The organism is Achromobacter sp. JD-1 (assembly GCF_038594925.1).
GTDB lineage: Bacteria > Pseudomonadota > Gammaproteobacteria > Burkholderiales > Burkholderiaceae_B > Achromobacter > Achromobacter spanius_C.
This window is the reverse complement of the sequence record NZ_JBCGCS010000022.1, coordinates 87965-106943: the sequence shown is the minus strand read 5'-3', so window position 1 is coordinate 106943 and position 18979 is coordinate 87965. Positions and strand designations below refer to the sequence as shown.

Genomic DNA, 18979 nt, shown 5'->3' with positions numbered 1-18979 from the left:
CCGGTGCAATTCATGCCCCGGCTAACCCTTGCTCCGATCGTCTATCAACCGATGTCTACTTGACAGGGGTGCTTACGGTTGGAATTTCATCCGTCAATAAAAGCGAACTTTGACATAAATATCTGCGATCCGAAGACGTTGCGTCCGGGAAAGGCGAACTTCTAACTCGCAACAAATCGACCTCCCTCCTACGATCGAACAGGCAAACTTTATCCCTGCTACTCATACCCTGAGGGATAGTCACCTAGGAAGCGATGGAAAGAGCGTGGGAACGCTGTTTATTAGAGGAAAGCCTGAGAGGGAAAGGTGATGCTCAAAAAGAAAATTCTGATGACATACATGTTATTGATTGGCGTCTGTTCGCCCTTGAGCGCAAATGCGTTTGCATCGAATTCAGACGGCACAATAACGCCGGATTGGCAGGTATTTAAAAATACCGTGAGCCACTACAGGATCGCAATTGGCAACAAGGAGAGCATTGAAAATGCAAGAGAAGCTGAGAGCAAGGGAAAGAAAGCCTTTCTGGAAGGGCGACTTGATAAAGCAGATTATCAAGGTTACGGCGACGCAATAGCTTGGCTTCCCAAGCCTGAGTACTTCTTTATCGTTGGAGATATTGCTCTCCGCAATAAATTGTCGCTCCACAGTGACTCACCATACGCCACGCAGGAATACAAGTCTTGCTGGGATAAATATCTTTTCGCTCTTGATGTGAAAGGATCTATTGAATCTAATTTTGAAAGAGGTTTTGGTTTGGTCGAAGAGTTGAATTTGACCGCTACTAGAACCTCAAGAATCTACAAGCAAGCCATGACTAACGCATCGTGCTTTGCGCGATTGACGAGTAAGTATTCAGAAGGAGTAGGTCCGCAGTGCGTGCCTATTGAAGAAGTAAAAACATGCCTCGGAAGTCCGCTCCTCTTCCTGTACCACTAAGGAGAGAATGACGCGCCACCAATGCTTCCACATGCTTGCCCTTGATCGAGCCTGTGCTCATCCGCCGAAACCCCGCTTCACTCAGTTATTGAGCGACCCGGGTCAGCCCGCGCATCCGGTCGGCCTGGGTCGTGTGGCTGCCGTCTTTGTTGCGCCGCCAAGGCGAGACTCCCGAAGGACAAGGGCATGGTGCTCAGAACACCGGTTTTCCTCATATGAGGCGTCCGCCATGCCTGGCAAGCCCACGGCAAGACGCCTCCCCGGCGTCCGCCGCTTCAGCCTGGCCTCAATCGATGACGATGTTCTCCCGCTTTACCACAAGAGAAAGCTGATCGACCTCACGCCCGATACGCGTGGACAACTCCTTCGGATTGCTCATGACGACGCTACCCTGCGCACTCAGTGTGGTATTGGCTGCGGGCTGCTCCATCGCGCGCTTGGACTGCTCGTACAAGGTGTCTACGATCTGGGCAGGCGTACCTGCCGGGGCGAACAGGCCCAGCCAGAAAGTGACATCGATGTTCGGATAGCCTGCCTCGGCCATCGTGGGGATATCCGGCATTTGGGAAATTCGTTGCTTCTGCGTGACCGCCAGGGCTTTCAACTTGCCGGCCGCCACTTGCGGTGCGCTGGCCAGCGTATCGAAAGACGTGTTCACCTCGCCCGCCATGACCGCCATGCTTGCTTGCGCGGCCGACTTGTAAGGGATATGGGTTGCCTTGAACTGGGTGTCATTGCTCAGTCGCGCAAACGCCAGATGGGCCAGGTTGCCTTGGCCTCCCGACCCATAGGTGAGCTCGCCCGGATTCTTCCTGGCGTACGCAACCAGATCCTTGACCGACTCGATGGCGTGCTTCTTGGCCCATTCGGGGTTGACGTTCAGAATGAACGGCGCGTCCAGTACCAGGGCGATGGGCGCGAAATCCTTGGTCTTGTACTGGGAGTTCTTGTAGATCAAGGGGTTGACCGTGATGCTGCTGCTGTTGGTGGCCAGCAGCGTGTAGCCATCCGGCGCCGAACGGGCTACCTCGGCCGCCCCGATCGATCCATTGGCGCCGCCCTTGTTCTCGACGATGACGGGCTGCTTGAGCGTCTTGGACAAAGAATCCGACAGCAGGCGAGCCATCGTGTCCGTGATCGAACCGGCCGGGAACGGCACGATGATCTTGATGGCTTTAGTGGGCCATGCGTTGTCCTGCGCGAACGCGGCAGGTGACCCCAACCCCAATGCCGACGCCACGGCGACATGAGCGGAAGTGATGAGGAAGTTACGGCGGGAATTGGATGTAGTCATTGTTTGTCTCCACGAAAGTTAGATCTTGTGTATTGCATCTTGCTTGCGCGGCTTGTCAGGCCGCCTTCCTGGTTGCGGTATTTCCTATGATTCCGTCTCGTTCCAGTGTCTGTTGCTGATCCACGCTCATGCCCAGCACGCGCGAAAACACATCGCTGTTGTGCTGCCCGAGCGTAGGCGCCGGACGCACCGCCGCGACCGTAGCGGCCGGCTCCCTGAACCAGGGCGTGGTCGCCAGAAATTCGCCGATATAAGGGCGGGACGTTGCCTTGAAAAACTCACGGGCCCTGAGATGCGGGTCATCGAGCACCGTCCAGATCGGCTTGACCTCTCCTGCGCTGATACCGGCCTGCTGCAGTTCGGCCATTGCGCTTTGCGCGGAGCGCGCGCGGGCCCATGCGTTGATCCTGCGGTCTATCTCTGCCTGCCGGGTCCGTCGGCCTGCCGCCGTCTCCAGAGCAGGGTCCAGGGCAAGATCCGCCGCCTGCATGACCGTCAGCAATGCCTGCCATTGCGCATCGCTCGTGATGCTTACCACCACCCAGGCGTCATCGCCCGCGCACTGATAAATCCCCTGCGGGGCATGTAGAGGATGCGCATTGCCGTTGCGGGGCGTGGTCGTGCCGTGCACGGACTGCTCAATGAGGAACGGCGCTGTCATGGGCAGCATGCATTCCACCTGAGACAGGTTGACGTGGCGCCCCTTGCCCAAGCGTTGCTGCACGAACAGCGCCAGCAACGCCGCCGCCCCCCCGTTGAAGCCACCCACCGGATCACCATAAGCGTAGGAGGTCAGCGCCGGTGGGTCCTGCGGGAAACCGGTGTGTTGCGGCAGGCCGCTGGCCTGCTCCAGCGTGCCGCCATAGGCCCTGATCGTGCTCCACTCATTGCCCGACCCGAATGCCGGCATGGATACCATGACCAAGCGCGGATTGACCTGGGACAGCACGGCATAGTCCAGCCCGAGTTTGGGCAACACCTCGGTCGAGTAGTTCTCGATGACGATATCGGCCTTGGCCACCAGATCGAACAGGACCGCACGTCCTTCAGCACGGGTCAGATCAAGCGTGATGCCCAACTTGTTGCGGTTCATCAGCGCAAAGTTCGAGTTCTTTTCGTACAGCTTTTCCTGATAGAACTCATCGGTGTAATGCGTGCCCCGCCACCAGTCCGGATAGCCCGTGCTTTCAACCTTGATGACTTCCGCGCCAAAGTCCGCCAGCGTCCTTGCGGCCAATGGCCCGGCCCATCCCATCGTCAGATCTACCACGCGGATTTTTCGTAAGGGCAGCGCACCCGGCGCAGCCCTGGCCAAGCCGACGGCCGGCGTCAGACTCTGCGCTTCACGGTAGCGGGAGCCATCAGCGTCCAGGAGCGCTGCCCTACCGCCCGGCAAAGGCCCCGCATCGCCCATGGGCAGCGGAACGACCGGCCCCTCGAATTCGGCCGCCCCAACCTTGACGGGAACAAACGCGCCGCGTTCGCGATGCACGCCTTGTTGAAGCAGTTCTGCCATGGTCGGCACGATGACAGCGGGAAATTTCTGTTTGCGCAGCACATCGAACCATTCCTCGGCTGTCCTGGCGCGCAGGCTGGGAATCAGGAACGCATCGATTTCGTCCGCATGGATCATACGGGTCGGCCCGCTGGCAAAACGCGGATCCGCAGCCAGGTCCGGGTGGCCGATGGCGGCGCACAGCGCTGCCCACTGCGGGCCGGTATGGGCGAACAGCCCAATCCAGCCGTGCTTTGTCTCGTAGATGCCGGCGGGATGCGCTGTGCAGAACCGGTTGACACCCAGCCGGGCCAAGGGATGCCGGCCATCCTGCACCATGCCGGCTTCCATCTCCACCAGCGAAAACGCAATCTCATGGATGCTCAGCAGATAACGCCGGCTGCCGTCGGATCGTCCCAGCAAGGCGGCGGTCGCGCTTGAGAATGCCGCGACACCGGCGGCAATGGCGGTCTGAATGTCGTGCGGCAGATGGGGCGGGCCCTGCTTCGCGCCACTGCAATACACCGCGCCGGCCAGGGCGCGGCACACAGCCTCGGTGCCCGCGAAACCACTGTAGGGTCCGGACTCGCCGAACCAGGTCAGACATACCTCGATGGGCGCATTGCCCTGGCCGTCATTCCCATCGCCCGCGTACACGGGGCGCTTCAGAACCTCCAAGCCTTCGTCCAGGGCCCGGGCGTCAAGAATCACATCGCATGTCCGCGCAAGCCCTGACAGCCACGCGGGTTCCGCGCCTGTATTTCCACGAAGGGCCACGCTGCGCTTGTTGGTATTAAGCCAGGCATGCAAGGCGCTTGCGGGCTCGCCATCGGCCTCGTTCAACAGGGGCGGCAGGCGGCGCAGCGTGTCGCCGTCGGGGTCCTCCAGCTTGATGACCTCGGCGCCAAAATCCGCAAAGAGCTTGCCGGCATAAGCCACTGCCGCTCCGCAGCCGATTTCCAGCACGCGCAACCCGGAGAAGGCGAGCCGGCTTTCAGATGTTTGCATAGTCGCAACCTGTTCCAACAGACTTCACCTTGATTACCAGGTATCGACAAAGGCGCGGCGGGCACGGCCGGCACGCACAGATGCCGACGCGATGCCTTGGCGTATCCATGTGCGGGTCTGCGCGGGATCGATGACTGCGTCAATCTCCGTCGTGGACGCGACATTGATGGCGTGCCCGCGCTCGTAAGCGCGAGCCACCAACTGGTCGTAAAGCGCCTGGCGCTCCGGCCCCTCCGGGACGTTCTCGAGTTCCTTCTTGAAGCCCAGCCGGATGGACCCCTCCAGGCCCATGGGGCCGAATTCGCCCGTTGGCCACGACACCGCGCAACTGGCCGAGCGAAAGCCCCCGCCGGCCATGGCCATGGCTCCCAGGCCGTAGCCCTTGCGCAAGGCAATGGCCAAGATAGCGACCCGCAGCTTGGCCGCGACCACGAACATGCGCGACACATGCCGGACTTGCGCCTTGGCCTCTTGCTCCGGCCCGACCATGAATCCCGGTGTATCGATCAACGAAATGATGGGCAGACCGTGGATATCGCAAAGATTCATGAAGCGTGCCGCCTTGTCGGCCGCATCGGCATCGATAGCGCCTCCCAGGTGATGCGGATTGTTGGCGATGATGCCTACAGGCTGCCCTTCCACGCGAGCCAGGGCGGTGTGCATTCCCAGCCCGAACCCCGAGCGCAGCATCAATACACTGCCTACGTCGGCAATGCCTTCGATGACCTTGCGGCTGTCGTAGACACGCAAGCGATTTTCCGGCACCACATGGCGCAGGTGGCGCGGGTCGGGCGCCACCCAGTCCTTGGTGCGGCCCTGGAACATGGACAGATAGTGCTTCGCCGCCACGACGGCCTGCGCCTCGTTGTCGACCAGGATGTCGATGACGCCATTGGCGAACTGCACCGGCGCGGGGCCGACGTCCTCTGGCCGGAAGATGCCCAGGCCTCCGCCTTCGATCATCGCCGGGCCGGCCATGCCGATGTTGGCGCTCTTGTCCGCGATGATGACATCGCAGACCCCCAGAAAGGCGGCGTTGCCCGCGAAACAGCGTCCCGAAACAATGCCCAGCAAAGGCACTTCGCCACTGAGTTCGGCAAGCGCGGCGAACGACGGCTGATACAGCCCGGATACGAACGGAAAATCCACATCGCCCGGCCGACCGCCGCCGCCTTCGGCGAACAACACCATCGGCATTTCGTCGCGGCGGGCACGTTCCACCAACCTGTCGGTCTTGATGTGGTTGCGTTTGCCCTGCGTGCCCGCCAGCACCGTCGCGTCATAGGCCATCACAGCGGTCAGCGACCCGTCGTAGCCGAATGCGTCGCCGTTGACGTTACCGATGCCGGTGACAATGCCGTCCGCGGGCGTGTTGGCGATCAGGTCTTCCTTGCTGCGGCGGCTGGCCTGCGCGGCAATGACCAGTGCGCCAAATTCCACGAACGAGCCTTCATCGCACAGATCGTCCACGTTCTCCCGTGCGGTGCGCTGCCCTCGCGAACGGCGCTTTGCCACGGCCTGCGGGCGCGCGTCATCGTAAAGCGACGCATGGCGGTCGAGCACGGCTTGCAGGTCAGGGCGCACGGCATCCAGATCGATCGCGTCTGTCACGACCTCGTTGTCGACCCCGCTTGATTCCTGTTCCAGCAAGACCAGGATCTCGCCTTCGAGCACATTGCCGCCACTGGCGGCCGGCACCTCGACGACCCTGCCATTGAAATCGGCGACGACGCTGTACTCCATTTTCATCGCTTCGATCACGGCGATGGGTTGGCCCTTGAGCACGAGAGCGCCAGCGCTTACGGACACCTCGACCAGGCGGCCGCTCAACGGCGCGCGCGATGCCGAGAGCCCTTCCGGCACCGCGGCCTGCGGCAGCCTGGCCGCCGACGCGCTGCGCCCCCCCGAATCCCCGATCAGGCTGTCCTTGGCCTGCTGCGCTTGCGCGTACTGCTCGGCCGCTGCAAGCAGTTCCCCAAGGATGGACTCGATGTAGCGCGTATGGTTGCGCTGCGACAGGAAGTCCTCCCGAGCCACAAGCGCCTGCAAAAGATGGATATTCGTGGCTACGCCAGCAATCCGGAACTCGGCCAGGCAGCGGCGCAACCGCCGCACCACGCCCGAGAAATCGTCACTGCCGCTGAACACGATCAGCTTGGCCAGCAGCGTGTCGAACGCTGGGGCGGGCGAGTACCCGCCGTAGGCATGGGTGTCGACGCGCACTTCGGGGCCAGCGGGCGGCTCGAAACGCGCCAGCCTGCCGTGTGCCGGGCGCGCCATGCCCGTGGCATCGGTCGATTCTGCATTGATGCGGACCTGAATGGCATAACCGTTCAGCCCCGGCGGGTTGTTCGGGTCCACGCCCAGTTCGGCCAGGCGCTTTCCCTGCGCGACGCCGATCTGCAAGGTCACCAAATCCACGCCCGTGACCTGCTCGGTAATCGTATGTTCAACCTGCAGCCGGGGATTGGCTTCGATGAATACAAAGTCCGTCTGCACGCCCTGTTCGTTTTCTTCGACCAGAAATTCAAAGGTTCCCAGGCTGCGGTACTCCACCCTGGCCGCCATTTTCTTTGCCGCGGCAAGAATGGCGGCGCGCAGCGTGGCGCTCAGCACCGGGCTGGGCGCGATCTCGACCACTTTCTGAAAGCGGCGCTGCAGCGTGCAATCCCGATCGCCAAGCGCGACCACCGACGCCCCATCGCCGGCAATCTGCACTTCGATATGACGTGCGCGATTGACCAGACGCTCGGCGTACAGCGCGTCCACACCAAAGGCCGACATGGCTTCCGACCGGCAGCGGGCATAGAGCTCGGCGATATCGGCTTTGGACTTGACGACGCGCATCCCGCGTCCGCCGCCTCCGCCAACCGCCTTGATGACGATCCCCACCCCGCCCTGCTCGTCGAAGAACTGTTCGACGTCTGCAAGTGATGCACCGCCCGGCGTGGCGGGCATGACGGGCACGCCGCATTCGCGGGCCAGTTGCAACGCGCGGCCTTTGTCTCCGAACAGAGCCAGGTGATCGGCGTTCGGGCCGATGAACGTGATTCCCGCCGCATCGCAAGCCAGGGCGAAGTCCGCCCTTTCACTCAAGAAGCCATACCCCGGATGGATGGCATCGCAATGCTCGGCCGTGGCTGCGGCCATGATGGCGTCGATATCGATATAAGCCGCCGGACCAGAGCCGGCCAGCGCAACCGAGGTATCCGCAAGAATTCGATGCCTTGAGTTTGAATCGTCCTGGGAATACACCGCGACACTTTCCAAGCCCAGGTCGCGCACGGCGCGTATGACTCGCACGGCGATTTCGCCACGATTGGCAACCAACACTCTCTTCATGGTGATCCTATGTCTCTGCTCTGACTCTTATGCTCAAGTTCTTAAGCTGCTGCCCGTAGTCATTGCATGTTCCTGCCAGACGAGGCGCGCCTGCGGGCAGGCGCCGAAAAGCACTAACATGCAAACGGATACGCGCAATCGCAGCCCAGCTTGATCTGGCGGTTGTCGTTAACTTGGTGAGGATGGTAGGAGTCGTGCCACAGCCGCACAATTCACATTTTTCTCTGACCCCTATAGCCGTTTGGCATGTGTCTCGATAAAAGCAGGCGGAAATGGAACTCAGGCAGTTAAGAACGGTGTTGGCGATCGCGGAAACCGGCAGTCTCACCAAGGCGGCGGAACTGCTGCACGTTGTGCAGCCCGCCCTGTCCCGACAGCTGAAACAGCTGGAAGACGAACTGGGCACTCCGCTTTTCGAGCGCAACCGGCTCGGGATGGTGCTGACCGTGCCAGGCCGCCGGTTTGTCGATCAGGTGCGGGTTTCCCTTAAGGGGCTCAATGAAGCCCGGGCCGACATCGGCGCCGCAAAATCGGAGCTGCTTGGCACGGTGTCCATCGGCATGCTGCCCAGCCTTGCGGCCGCCCTTGCCGGCCCGCTCGTCATCGCGCTGCAGCAGCAGTATCCCAATCTGCGCGTGCGCATCGCCACCGGCTTCTCGGATTTCCTGCAAGAGGGCCTGGAGGCTGGCAAGCTTGATATCTGCCTCATGGGCGACTATCTGCAATCCGAACTTCTGCAGACCTCGCCCGCTTATTCCGAACCCATCTACGTGTTCGGCATGCCGGGATCCGGATTGTCCGAAGACACCCCGATGACGCTCGAGGCCGTCTCCAGAATGCCCATGGTGGTTCCGGAAGCGCGCAGCTTGCGCAACGTGATAGACCGGGCCTGCACCATCCTCGGCGTCAACCTGAATCTGGTTGCCGAGTCGGACAGCACTACGGTCATTCTCGATCTGGTGTTACGCGGCGTCGGCTACACCATCCTGCCAGCCATGCCCATCATGACGATGCTGGCCGAAAAGCGCATCGAAGGCGCTCCCATCATCAGCCCCACGCTGCAACGCACCGTGATCATCGGCACCGCCGTGCTGAACCGCAACCCCCGCCTCGTCAATGTCCTGCATGCCGAGCTGATCCGCCTGCTCGAGCCCTACATCAAACAGTTCGAGAACGTCGGCGTACGCTGGCTGGCTGATTGAGTTCATCTCTCTGCGCGCACCCTCCGCGCGCGAACCCGGCACGCAACGGGCCACGTCCCAGCTATGCTCAATCGCTATGACCCTCGTCAAAATTAGTTAATTGTCCCGAGACGACCCGCCCCCTAACATCATTTCAGCGTCGTGGCATCGCCAGCAGACAAGCCATGCACCCAACGGGTGTGTGTCCCGTCCGCCTGCCGGCCGGCCGCGGCCAACGAATCTTGGGAGGCGAATGTGCAGAATTCCTCTAACAGCACACACACAGCGGGCGACGCGGCAGTCGGCCCGGAGCAGTACTTCCAGCGCATGCTCGAACAAGGGCAGTTCATGATTCAGCGCTGCGAAACAACCGGCCGCGCCGTTTTCTATCCTCGAGCCATCTCCCCTTATGGCGGGGGAAGCTTGCGCTGGGAAGCCGCCAGTGGCGACGGCACTATCTATTCAACCACCGTCGTGCGCCAACGCCCCGAACGGGGTGGGAACTATTGCGTCGTCCTGGTCGACCTTGCAGAAGGACCGCGCCTGATGAGCACCGTTGTCGACATCGATCCGCTTGCGGTGACGATCGGCATGCGAGTCCGTGCAGAAGTGCGCCGCCAATCCTCTGGCGTGCCGCGCGTGGTGTTTGTGCGCGCGGACTGAGCGCGCCTGATGATTGCGCGCGCGGACTATCGCGCGACGCATGCTAATTGGAATGATTTGATGGCTACTAGTACAAGAGGGGCCTCGGCGATTGTCGGGGTCGGCACCACGCCTGGCTGGAACAGCCCCGGGTTCTCGGCGTTGGATCAACTTGGCATCGCCGTTCAGGCGGCGGCGGCCGATGCGGGCATCGGCGTGGACCAGATCGACGGCTTGTTCACGTCCACCCTGACGCATTTCATGCCCGCCCTGTCCGTGGCGGAGTATCTCGGCATCCATCCGACCTACATGGATGGCACCAACATCGGCGGATCCTCATTTCTGGCCCACCTGTTGTCAGCCACGCTTGCCCTGCAAGCCGGGCTGTGCAAAGTGGCCTGCATTTGCTATGGATCGAACCAACTGTCGGCGGGCGGCAAGCTGACCACCCTGACCGAACCCGCCCCCTGGGAGGCGATGTATTCACCCCGCAACCCCATCAGTGGCTACGCCTTGGCTACCGCGCGCCACATGCACCAGTACGGAACCACGCGCGAACAGTTGGCCAGCGTCGCGGTTGCCGCGCGCCAGTGGGCGCAGCGCAATCCTGCCGCGCACGAGCGCGGCCCCCTGAGCATCGCCGAGGTTCTGGATTCCCGGCCCATCTCCGATCCGCTCACGCTGCGGGACTGCTGCCTGGTGACCGACGGCGGCGGAGCGATGATTCTCGTCGCCGCCGAGCGCGTGCCGGAATTTGCCAACACGCCGGCCTATGTTCTGGGTGTCGGCGAGGCCACCACGCATCGCCAGATTTCAAGCATGGAAGACCTCACGGTCACCGGTGCCGTGCAATCCGGCCAACGCGCCTTCGAGATGGCGCGCGTCGCGCCACAAGAGATCGACGTCTTGCAGCTTTATGACGCATTCACCATCAACCCGATTCTGTTTCTTGAGGACCTGGGTTACTGCGCCAAGGGCGAAGGTGGCGCGTTCGTGGCGTCAGGCGTGACCGCGCCCGGTGGCGCACTGCCGGTCAACACCAACGGCGGCGGCCTGTCCTGCAATCACCCTGGCATGTATGGCATTTTCGCGGCCATCGAGGCGGTGCATCAGATCCGCCGCACCGCGGGCGCCAGACAGGTTGACGGCGTCGATCTGGCCCTGGCCCACGGCAATGGCGGCCAGTTGGCCAGCCAAGTCACGGCGATCCTCGGATCGCGCGCCACCCTGTAAACGCTACAACCGCGGACACCATCATGAGCAGCACCACCAGCACGCCAGTCGTCACCTACCATCCCTTCGTGGCCGAGCCTCAATTGCACAAGCTACCGTTTGCGGCCAAGGCCAGGTCCGTCAGCCGGGCGGCGGTGATAGGCGCCGGCACGATGGGCGGCGGCATTGCAATGTGCTTCGCCAACGCCGGCATACCCGTGGTGCTGCTGGAGAAAGACGCCGAGCGCCTCAGCCAGGGCATGGCGCGCATCGAAGAAAACTACGCCAATTCCGCGCGGCGCGGCCGACTCAGCGCAGGCGACGTCGCGCAGCGTCTCGCATGCATACAGGGCAGCACACACTTCGAGGATCTGGCCGACGTGGATCTGGTCATTGAAGCGGTGTTCGAGGAAATCGGGCTCAAACACGAGATATTCAAGACGCTTGATCGGGTCTGCAAGCCCGGCGCCATCCTGGCCTCAAACACCTCTTTCCTGGACATCGACACTATCGCGAGCGCCACCGGGCGGCCCCAGGACGTGGTGGGGATGCACTTTTTCAGTCCTGCCAACGTCATGCAGTTGCTGGAGAACGTGCGCGGCTCCGCCACCTCTGACGACGTGTGCGCCACCGTCATGGAAGTGGGCCGCCGCCTGGGCAAGGTCGCCGTGCTGGTGCGGTCCTGCGACGGATTCGTCGGCAACCGCATGCTGGCGAAGCGCACGCGCGAAAGTCATTTCCTGCTTCAGGAAGGCGCCTCGCCCTTTCAGATCGACCGTGTCCTGCGCGACTTCGGCCTGCCGATGGGGCCGTTCGCCATGGCGGATCTGGCAGGTTTGGACGTGGGCTGGCGCAATCGCCAGAGCCGCCTGCCGAACCTGACGCCGCGCGAGCGCGAGTGCGACATGCTGGACCGCATGGTCGCCGCGGGCCGGCTGGGCCAGAAGACCCAGGGCGGCTTCTACGACTATGACAGTGAGCGCAAGGCCACCCCGTCACCGGCTGCCGAAGCACTGGTCGCCGCACACCGCGCGGCCTCCGGCCGACAAGCGCGGCAGATCTCCGACCAGGAAATTCTGGAGCGCTGCCTGTACTCCATGATCAACGAAGCCGCCTATATCCTGGAAGAGAACATCGTCGAACGCGCCTCCGACATCGACGTCGTCTGGCTCAAAGGTTACGGCTTTCCCGCCTATCGGGGCGGCCCGCTGTGCTACGCGGACCAGGTCGGCCTGCCTGCCATCCTGGCGGGGCTGCGCAAGTACGAAGCCGAGCACGGTTCCCAATACTGGAAGCCGGCCAATCTCATCGTCAAGCTCGCTCAGGAGGGGCGAGGTTTTCTAGATGGACCTGCCTGAAGCCGCGCACACGCAATAAGAGGCAGCGGAGCTAGCAAATACAGAGGTTTTGATAACTACAAAAAACTGGAGACAAGCGTGTCTGACAAGCAACTGCATCGCATCCCCTTGGGCCGCAATCTGGCCGCCATCATCATCTGCGGCAGCAGCGCCCTGCTCGCGCCTGGCGTCGCGGCTGCCGCCGATTGGCCCGACGGCAAACCCATCACCATCGTCGTCCCGTTTTCGCCTGGCGGTTTCACGGACCTGGTTGCGCGCCGCTACGCTCAGGACCTGGGCAATGCGTTGAAGACGACCATCGTGGTTCAGAACAAGCCCGGCGCCAGCGGCCAGATCGGCACAGCGCTCGTCGCGCGCGAGAAGCCGGACGGCTACAACCTGCTTGTCACGGCCACGCAGCACGTGATCTATCCCGGCCTGCAGCCCAACTTGCCCTATGACCCGAAGAAGAGCTTCTCCAACGTGGCCATTCTGGCTTACGCGCCCAACGTCCTGCTGGTTCCCGCCAAATCTCCCCTCTCCAACGCCAAGGAATTCACGGCCTACGCCAACCAACAAGCTGGCGGTCTGGCTTTCGGCTCCAGCAGCGTGGGCGGCTCGGCGCACATGTCCGGCGAACTCTACAAAATGGTCGCCAGCGCCAATCTGCGCCATATCCCCTACAAGGGCGCCGCGCCTGCCGTCACCGACCTGATAGGCGCGCAGATCCCGGCGGCATTCCTGGACGCAACATCGGCAGCCGCGTTCATCCGCTCGGGCGACGTCAAAGCCCTGGCCGTCACCTCAAAAGACCGCCTGCCCAGCTTGCCCGATGTTCCCACCGTCGCCGAATCCGGCTATCCCAGCTATGAGTCGCAGGCCTGGATAGGCCTCTTCGGCCCCGCCGGCATGCCGACATCCATCGTGCAGAAGCTGAACCAGATCGCCATCGACAGCGCCAACACCGAAGCCAACATCAAATGGATCAACGACAACAATGCCACGACGGCCAAGCTTTCGCCGGCACAGGTCACGGGCTTCGTCGACGCCGAGCTCGACAAATGGAAAACCGTCATCGACCAGGCGCACGTCAAGGTCCAATAGCACGGTGAGGCGCTCGCAAACGCGCACCGTCCCGAAACCATCACGGCTCCGGAATATTCTCCCGGAAGATGACCTGTAGCCGCGGCAGATAACTAGGTTCGGGCGCGCCCTTCACGGCCGCCACCAGCAGCTTGACGATCTCGCGCGCCTCGACGCGCGGGTTCTGGTCGATCACGGCGTCCATGGTGCGATCAAGCAACAGGCGGCGCGTGGCTTCGGTGAGGTCGTGGCCCACGAAGACAATGCGATGGGCGGACGCTGCCTTACTTGAGCTAGCCTCGTCTGCCCACGCCTCAGCCGGCCGCGCCTCTTTCAGCGCTCGCGCGATGCCCTGATTGCCGGCGCCGATGTTGTAAATCGCGTGCGGCGGATCTTTACGCAGCAGATCCTGCGTGACGGCAAAGGCGCGGTCGCGGTCGTCGCCGATCTCAAGAATGTGTGCAATGCGCAGGTGCGGAAACTCTTCGCTCAGCAGCGAGCGAAAGCCCATCTCGCGCTCTTCGTGGCCGCGATACGCCAGAGACCCCACGAACACCGCAACCTTGCGCTCGGTGTGCTGTGGCAGAAACCGGCCTAGCAACAGCGCGGCCAGGCGGCCCGCGGCGCGGTTGTCGATGCCCACGTACCCCAGGCGCGCCGAGATCGGAATGTCCGACACCAGGGTGCTTACATGCACGCCGCTGTCGCGCAGCGCCATGATGGCGTCGCGCACTTGGGGATGGTCCAGCCCGACCAGGCCAACGGCCTGCGTCTGCTCGCGCAGCTCGTAGAGCTTTTGCGCGAGCTTGTTGGCGTCGAACCCCTCGATCAGATGCAGGCGGGCCCGCACATCGGGGCGGGTGGCGGCTTCTTCCAGCAAGTGCCGGCCCAACGCGGTCATGAAGCTGTTGGTGCCGGCGGGCAACACGAAATCGACCCGCACATCCTGGCTGGCGGCATCGGCGCCCTGGACGAAGTAGCCAAGGCGATTGGCGATTGCCAGCACGCGGTCGCGCGTCTTGCCGCGCACGCCGTCGCGGTCGTTCAGCACCCGGTCCACGGTGGCGGTGGACATGCCGGCTTCACGGGCAATGAGGGAAATGGTGGGGCGCATGCGGGACCAGCCTCTCAAGACACCATCAGGACGATGGTAGCGAGGCGATCATAACCCATCATTTGCAATCATTCTGGATCAAAAAGGTAAGGTTGCTGCCCTATAAGCGCCATCCACCTTTACCCCTGATTGTTTTGATGTGATTATCGCGGCTCGATAACATCAAACACCGCACGGCAGGATGCCAGGCAGTTGGCAGCGCATACCGAGCCGGCAGGAGGAGCACATGTCGCACCCTACCCTGGTGCCCGACCCGCCCGTTCGGGAACGGCGCTTTCGCATCGGCTGCATCGGCGCCGGCATGATCATGGCCGAGTGCCATCTGGCGGCCTACCAACAGGCCGGCTTCACGGTGGCGGCTATCGCGTCGCGTACGCGCAGCAAAGCGGCCCAGGTCGCCGAACGCTACGGCATCCCGCTAGTGCATGAGAACCCCCTGGCCCTGATCGCCGATCCGCAAATCGAGATCGTGGACATCGCGTATCCGCCCGACCAGCAGCCCGCGCTGATACGCGCCGCCCTGCGCGCCCCGCACGTGCGCGGCGTGCTGGCACAGAAGCCCCTGGCCCTGTCGCTGGACGAAGCCCGCGCCTTGCGCGACGAGGCGCGGGCCACCGGCAAGATCCTGTCGGTAAACCAGAACATGCGCTACGACCAATCGATGCGCACGCTCAAACAACTGCTGGACCAGGGCGTGCTGGGCACGCCGGTGTTCGCGCAGATCGACATGCACGCGATCCCGCACTGGCAGGATTTCTTGCGCGGCTATGACCGGCTGACGCTCTCGAACATGAGCGTGCATCACCTTGATGCCCTGCGTTATCTGTTTGGCGAGCCCACCGAGATCACCAGCATCACCCGCCCCGATCCGCGCACCGAGTTCGCGCACCAGGATGGGCTGGTGAGCACCACGCTGCGCTTTGGCAACGGCCTGCTTGCGCTGTCGCTTGAAGATGTGTGGTCGGGGCCACGGGCCGAGGGATACCCCGATGACCAGCACATCCGCTGGCGCGTGGAAGGCACCGAGGGCGTCGCGCGCGGCACCATCGGCTGGCCCACCGGCGAACCGTCGACCCTTAGCTACGCCTCGCGCGCGGCCCAGGGCCATACCGACGGGCGCTGGGTAACCCCCACGTGGGACACGATGTGGTTTCCGCATGCCTTCATCGGCGTGATGGAGCAGTTGCAGTACGCGCTGGCCAGCGGCACCGAGCCTGCGTTGAGCGTGACCGACAACGTACGCACGATGGCGCTGGTCGAGGCCGCGTATACGTCCATCGCCGAAGGCCGCACAGTACGGCTGCCGGCTGTTGAATAACCAGTCATAAAAACAGACGGAGACAAACATCATGATCCAGACCGGAATCTTCTCGGGCTACTTTCCCTATGAGCTGGAGCGCACCGCCAAGGTGATCCGCTCGCACGGCTTCAACACCGTGCAGCTGGACCTGCATTTCAAGGACATGGAGCTCGGCCCGGGGCAGTTGACCGCGCAGAAATGCACCCAGATCCGCGACACCTTCCGCAACTACAACCTGCCGGTGTCCTGCATCTCGGCCTATACCAATATCGTTCACCCGGATCCCGCCGAACGCCAACGCCGCAACGGTTATCTCAAAGAGATCCTGACGCACGCGCGCCAGCTGGGTTCGCCTTACGTGATCTCGGAAACCGGCACCTTCGCCACCGACAGCGACTGGGTGCATCACCCCAAGAACAAGACCGAGGAAGGCTGGGACCAGTGCCGCGCGGTAATCGCGGAGCTGTCGCAGCATGCCTATGACCATGGCGCAGTGTTCCTGCTTGAGACCTATGTGAACAACGTGGTCGGATCCGTCGAGGAAACGCTGCGCATGTTCGCCGAGGTGGATCACCCCGGCCTTGGCCTCTTGATGGATCCCACGAACTACTTCGAAGCGCACAACATCGACCAGATGGACCGCACGCTCAATCAAGTGTTCGACGCGCTGTCCGACAAAATCTGCATCGCGCATGCCAAGGACGTGAAGCGTTCGGGCGATGACAAGTCGGAAAAGCACAGCGACATTGGTGACGAGGGCGCGGCCGAGAGCCATACCTTCCGTGGCGTGGGCGAGATCGAGCTGCCGGCGCCGGGCCTGGGCGCGCTGAATTACGACCTGTACTTGCAGCGCCTGGCGAAGAAGCACCCCAACATTCCCATCATCATCGAGCACTTGACCGAAGACGACGTGCCGCGCGCCAAGACCTTCCTGGACGAGCGGCTGCGCGCGAACGGCCTGTAGGCCGCCTGCCGCAACACAGGCGCACCGCGAGGCACCCTTCCATCAGGCCCGCGGCGCGCCTGCGAACACGATTCTGAACACCGACACCGGCAAACGCGCACCCGCGCCTTTGCCAGGGAGAACTCATGCCTGACATTTACGGAACCTGGATGACGCGCCGCGACGTGGAGGCGCGCACCGGGCAGCTTGCGCAGTTTGCCGGCGTACGCCTGATGACGCTGGACGACGGGCTGGAGCGCGGTATCCGCATGCTGGAGTTCCGCAGCGGCACGGGCCTGCGTTTTACGGTGCTGGTGGATCGCGCGATGGACGTCGCCGATTGCGAATACCGAGGCTTGGCCATGGGATGGCAGTCGCCGTCGGGCTATCGCCATCCCGGCCTGCATGACTATGAAGGCGAAGGCGGACTGGGCTGGATGCGATCGTTCTCGGGCCTCATGATCACCTGCGGACTGGACCACATTCTGTTCATGTACGACGCACCGGCCGACAACTATGTGTACGGCCCGCGCAAGACCGCCAAGCAGTCCATCCATGGCCGCGTGGGCACCATTCCGGCGCGCCTGACCGGCTACGGCGAACGCTGGGACGGCGATCGCTGCGTGCTGTGGGCCGAGGGAATCGTCAGCCAGGGCACCGTGTTTGGCGAACACCTGGAGCTGCACCGCCGCATCGAGATCGAGGTGGGCACCAACGACATCAAGCTGTCGGATCGCGTGGTGAATCGCGGCTTCTACCGCACGCCGCACATGCTCTGCTATCACATCAACCTGGGCTATCCGGTGCTGGACGCCGACTCGCGCTATCTGGCGCCGATCCGCGATGTGGTGTGGGCCGCGCACGAGCAAACCTACCGCGAGCAGGGCGTGGGCTACCGCCGCATGCCGGCGCCGCAGTTGGGCTTTCATGAGCAGGTGTGGCAGCACGAGATGGCCGCCGCCGACGACGGCAGCGTCCCGGTGGCCCTGGTCAACGACAAGCTGGGCCTGGGCATGCAGGTCAGCACTTTCAAGCATCAATTCCCTTGCCAGTATCAATGGCAGAACCTGCAAGCTGGCCAGTATGCGATGGGCATCGAGCCCTCAACCAACCATGTGCTGGGCCAGGGCGCGGCGCGTGAACGCAACGAGCTCATCTGGCTTGAGCATAGGGAAGAGCGCCGCTACGACACCACGTTCAGCGTGCTGGGCTCGGCCGCCGATATCGCGGCATGCGAAGCACGCATCCGCGCGATCGCGGTGCAGCCCGAGGCCGATTATCCGCCGTTGTCGGGGCGCTTTGCGCCCATCGCGGGGCGCACATGAGCGCGCGCTTCTCTTTGCAAGGCCGCCGCGTGCTTTACACGGGCGCGGCGGGCGGCTTCGGTGTGGACACCACGCTTGCACTGCTGGAAGCAGGCGCCCGCGTCATCGCGCTCGACAACCACGCCGGGCATATCGATCGCTTGCGCAGCACCGTGCCGGCGCGGTTTTGCGACCAGCTTCACGTCCTGCAGGCCGACCTTGCCGACGCCAGCGCGTTGCAGTCGCACCTGGAGCAGTTGACCGCCGAGGGTCCGATTGATGTGGTCATCAACAACGCGGCGATCTACCCCTCGCGCCCGTTCGAGGAATACAGCGACGCAGAACTGGCGCGCGTGCACCGCGTGAACGTGGAGGCGGCGATTCAGATCATCCGCGCGGCGTTGCCCGGCATGCGCGAGCAGCAATGGGGCCGCGTGATCAATATCTCGTCGATCACGCTGTCCGGCGGCTGGGAAAACCTGCTGCCCTACGTGCAATCCAAGGGCGCGATGGTGGGCGCCACGCGCGCCTTCGCCCGCGAATTCGGCAAGTGGGGCATCACCGTCAACGCCATCTCGCCGGGCGCGTTTCCCACCGACGCCGAGAAGATCCATCCCGACCCCGAGGGCTACAACCGCATGGTGCTTGAACGCCAGTCGGTGAAGCGCCGTGGGCACGCAGGCGACATCGCCGCGGCCATCGTTTTCCTTGCCTCGGACGAGGCGGGTTTCATTTCCGGACAGACGCTGGCAGTTGACGGCGGCTGGGTCATGCATTGACGCGCATCG

At 62.9% G+C, this 18979-nt stretch carries 14 protein-coding genes; 10 read left to right on the top strand and 4 right to left on the bottom strand.

The genetic code is table 11. The annotated features are described in order from the left end of the window. The first annotated feature begins 309 nt into the window (after positions 1-309). Positions 310-936 (top strand): hypothetical protein, encoded by a 627-nt coding sequence (locus tag WBR68_RS25940; RefSeq protein WP_230695650.1) that lies wholly within the window; start codon positions 310-312, stop codon positions 934-936. A gap of 286 nt (positions 937-1222) precedes the next feature. Here the strand turns inward: WBR68_RS25940 and WBR68_RS25935 are convergent, their stop codons facing one another. The 3 genes from WBR68_RS25935 to WBR68_RS25925 are packed head-to-tail and all read right to left on the bottom strand — an operon-like array spanning position 1223 to position 8075. Further along, on the bottom strand, positions 1223-2230 hold the full coding sequence (locus tag WBR68_RS25935; protein WP_230695649.1) for a Bug family tripartite tricarboxylate transporter substrate binding protein: 1008 nt from the start codon (positions 2228-2230) through the stop codon (positions 1223-1225). 55 nt (positions 2231-2285) lie between these two features. Beyond that, the gene (locus tag WBR68_RS25930; RefSeq protein ID WP_230695648.1) at positions 2286-4733 is read right to left on the bottom strand and encodes a CaiB/BaiF CoA-transferase family protein; all 2448 of its coding nucleotides are present in this window, start codon (positions 4731-4733) and stop codon (positions 2286-2288) included. A gap of 33 nt (positions 4734-4766) precedes the next feature. After that, on the bottom strand, positions 4767-8075 hold the full coding sequence (locus WBR68_RS25925) for an acetyl-CoA carboxylase family protein (RefSeq protein ID WP_230695647.1): 3309 nt from the start codon (positions 8073-8075) through the stop codon (positions 4767-4769). Positions 8076-8347: 272 nt separating this feature from the next. Here WBR68_RS25925 and WBR68_RS25920 point away from each other — a divergent pair, with 272 nt between their 5' ends. The 5 genes from WBR68_RS25920 (at position 8348) to WBR68_RS25900 (ending at position 13551) form a co-directional block, all read left to right on the top strand. Continuing rightward, complete coding sequence (locus WBR68_RS25920) at positions 8348-9277, top strand: LysR family transcriptional regulator (RefSeq protein WP_230695646.1); 930 nt, start codon at positions 8348-8350, stop codon at positions 9275-9277. Between the two features lie 234 nt (positions 9278-9511). After that, positions 9512-9919 carry a Zn-ribbon domain-containing OB-fold protein gene (locus WBR68_RS25915; RefSeq protein WP_230695645.1) on the top strand — a complete coding sequence of 136 codons (408 nt, stop codon included), beginning with the start codon at positions 9512-9514 and terminating at the stop codon, positions 9917-9919. A gap of 60 nt (positions 9920-9979) precedes the next feature. Beyond that, complete coding sequence (locus tag WBR68_RS25910) at positions 9980-11131, top strand: acetyl-CoA acetyltransferase (protein ID WP_230695644.1); 1152 nt, start codon at positions 9980-9982, stop codon at positions 11129-11131. 23 nt (positions 11132-11154) lie between these two features. Continuing rightward, complete coding sequence (locus WBR68_RS25905; protein WP_230695643.1) at positions 11155-12468, top strand: 3-hydroxyacyl-CoA dehydrogenase; 1314 nt, start codon at positions 11155-11157, stop codon at positions 12466-12468. Positions 12469-12546: 78 nt separating this feature from the next. Further along, entirely contained in the window at positions 12547-13551 is a 1005-nt protein-coding gene (locus WBR68_RS25900) for a Bug family tripartite tricarboxylate transporter substrate binding protein (protein ID WP_230695642.1), read from the top strand. Between the two features lie 40 nt (positions 13552-13591). Here the strand turns inward: WBR68_RS25900 and WBR68_RS25895 are convergent, their stop codons facing one another. Continuing rightward, complete coding sequence (locus WBR68_RS25895) at positions 13592-14644, bottom strand: LacI family DNA-binding transcriptional regulator (RefSeq protein ID WP_230695641.1); 1053 nt, start codon at positions 14642-14644, stop codon at positions 13592-13594. Positions 14645-14870: 226 nt separating this feature from the next. Between WBR68_RS25895 and WBR68_RS25890 the strand changes: the two genes are divergently transcribed. From WBR68_RS25890 to WBR68_RS25875, 4 genes are all read left to right on the top strand, one after another. Continuing rightward, complete coding sequence (locus WBR68_RS25890) at positions 14871-15962, top strand: Gfo/Idh/MocA family protein (protein WP_230695640.1); 1092 nt, start codon at positions 14871-14873, stop codon at positions 15960-15962. Positions 15963-15993: 31 nt separating this feature from the next. Next, on the top strand, positions 15994-16908 hold the full coding sequence (locus tag WBR68_RS25885) for a sugar phosphate isomerase/epimerase family protein (RefSeq protein WP_050447788.1): 915 nt from the start codon (positions 15994-15996) through the stop codon (positions 16906-16908). Positions 16909-17033: 125 nt separating this feature from the next. Beyond that, positions 17034-18212 carry an aldose 1-epimerase family protein gene (locus tag WBR68_RS25880; protein ID WP_230695639.1) on the top strand — a complete coding sequence of 393 codons (1179 nt, stop codon included), beginning with the start codon at positions 17034-17036 and terminating at the stop codon, positions 18210-18212. Continuing rightward, positions 18209-18970 (top strand): SDR family NAD(P)-dependent oxidoreductase, encoded by a 762-nt coding sequence (locus tag WBR68_RS25875; protein ID WP_230695638.1) that lies wholly within the window; start codon positions 18209-18211, stop codon positions 18968-18970. The genes WBR68_RS25880 and WBR68_RS25875 overlap by 4 nt, the downstream gene beginning before the upstream one ends. Positions 18971-18979: the final 9 nt, after the last annotated feature.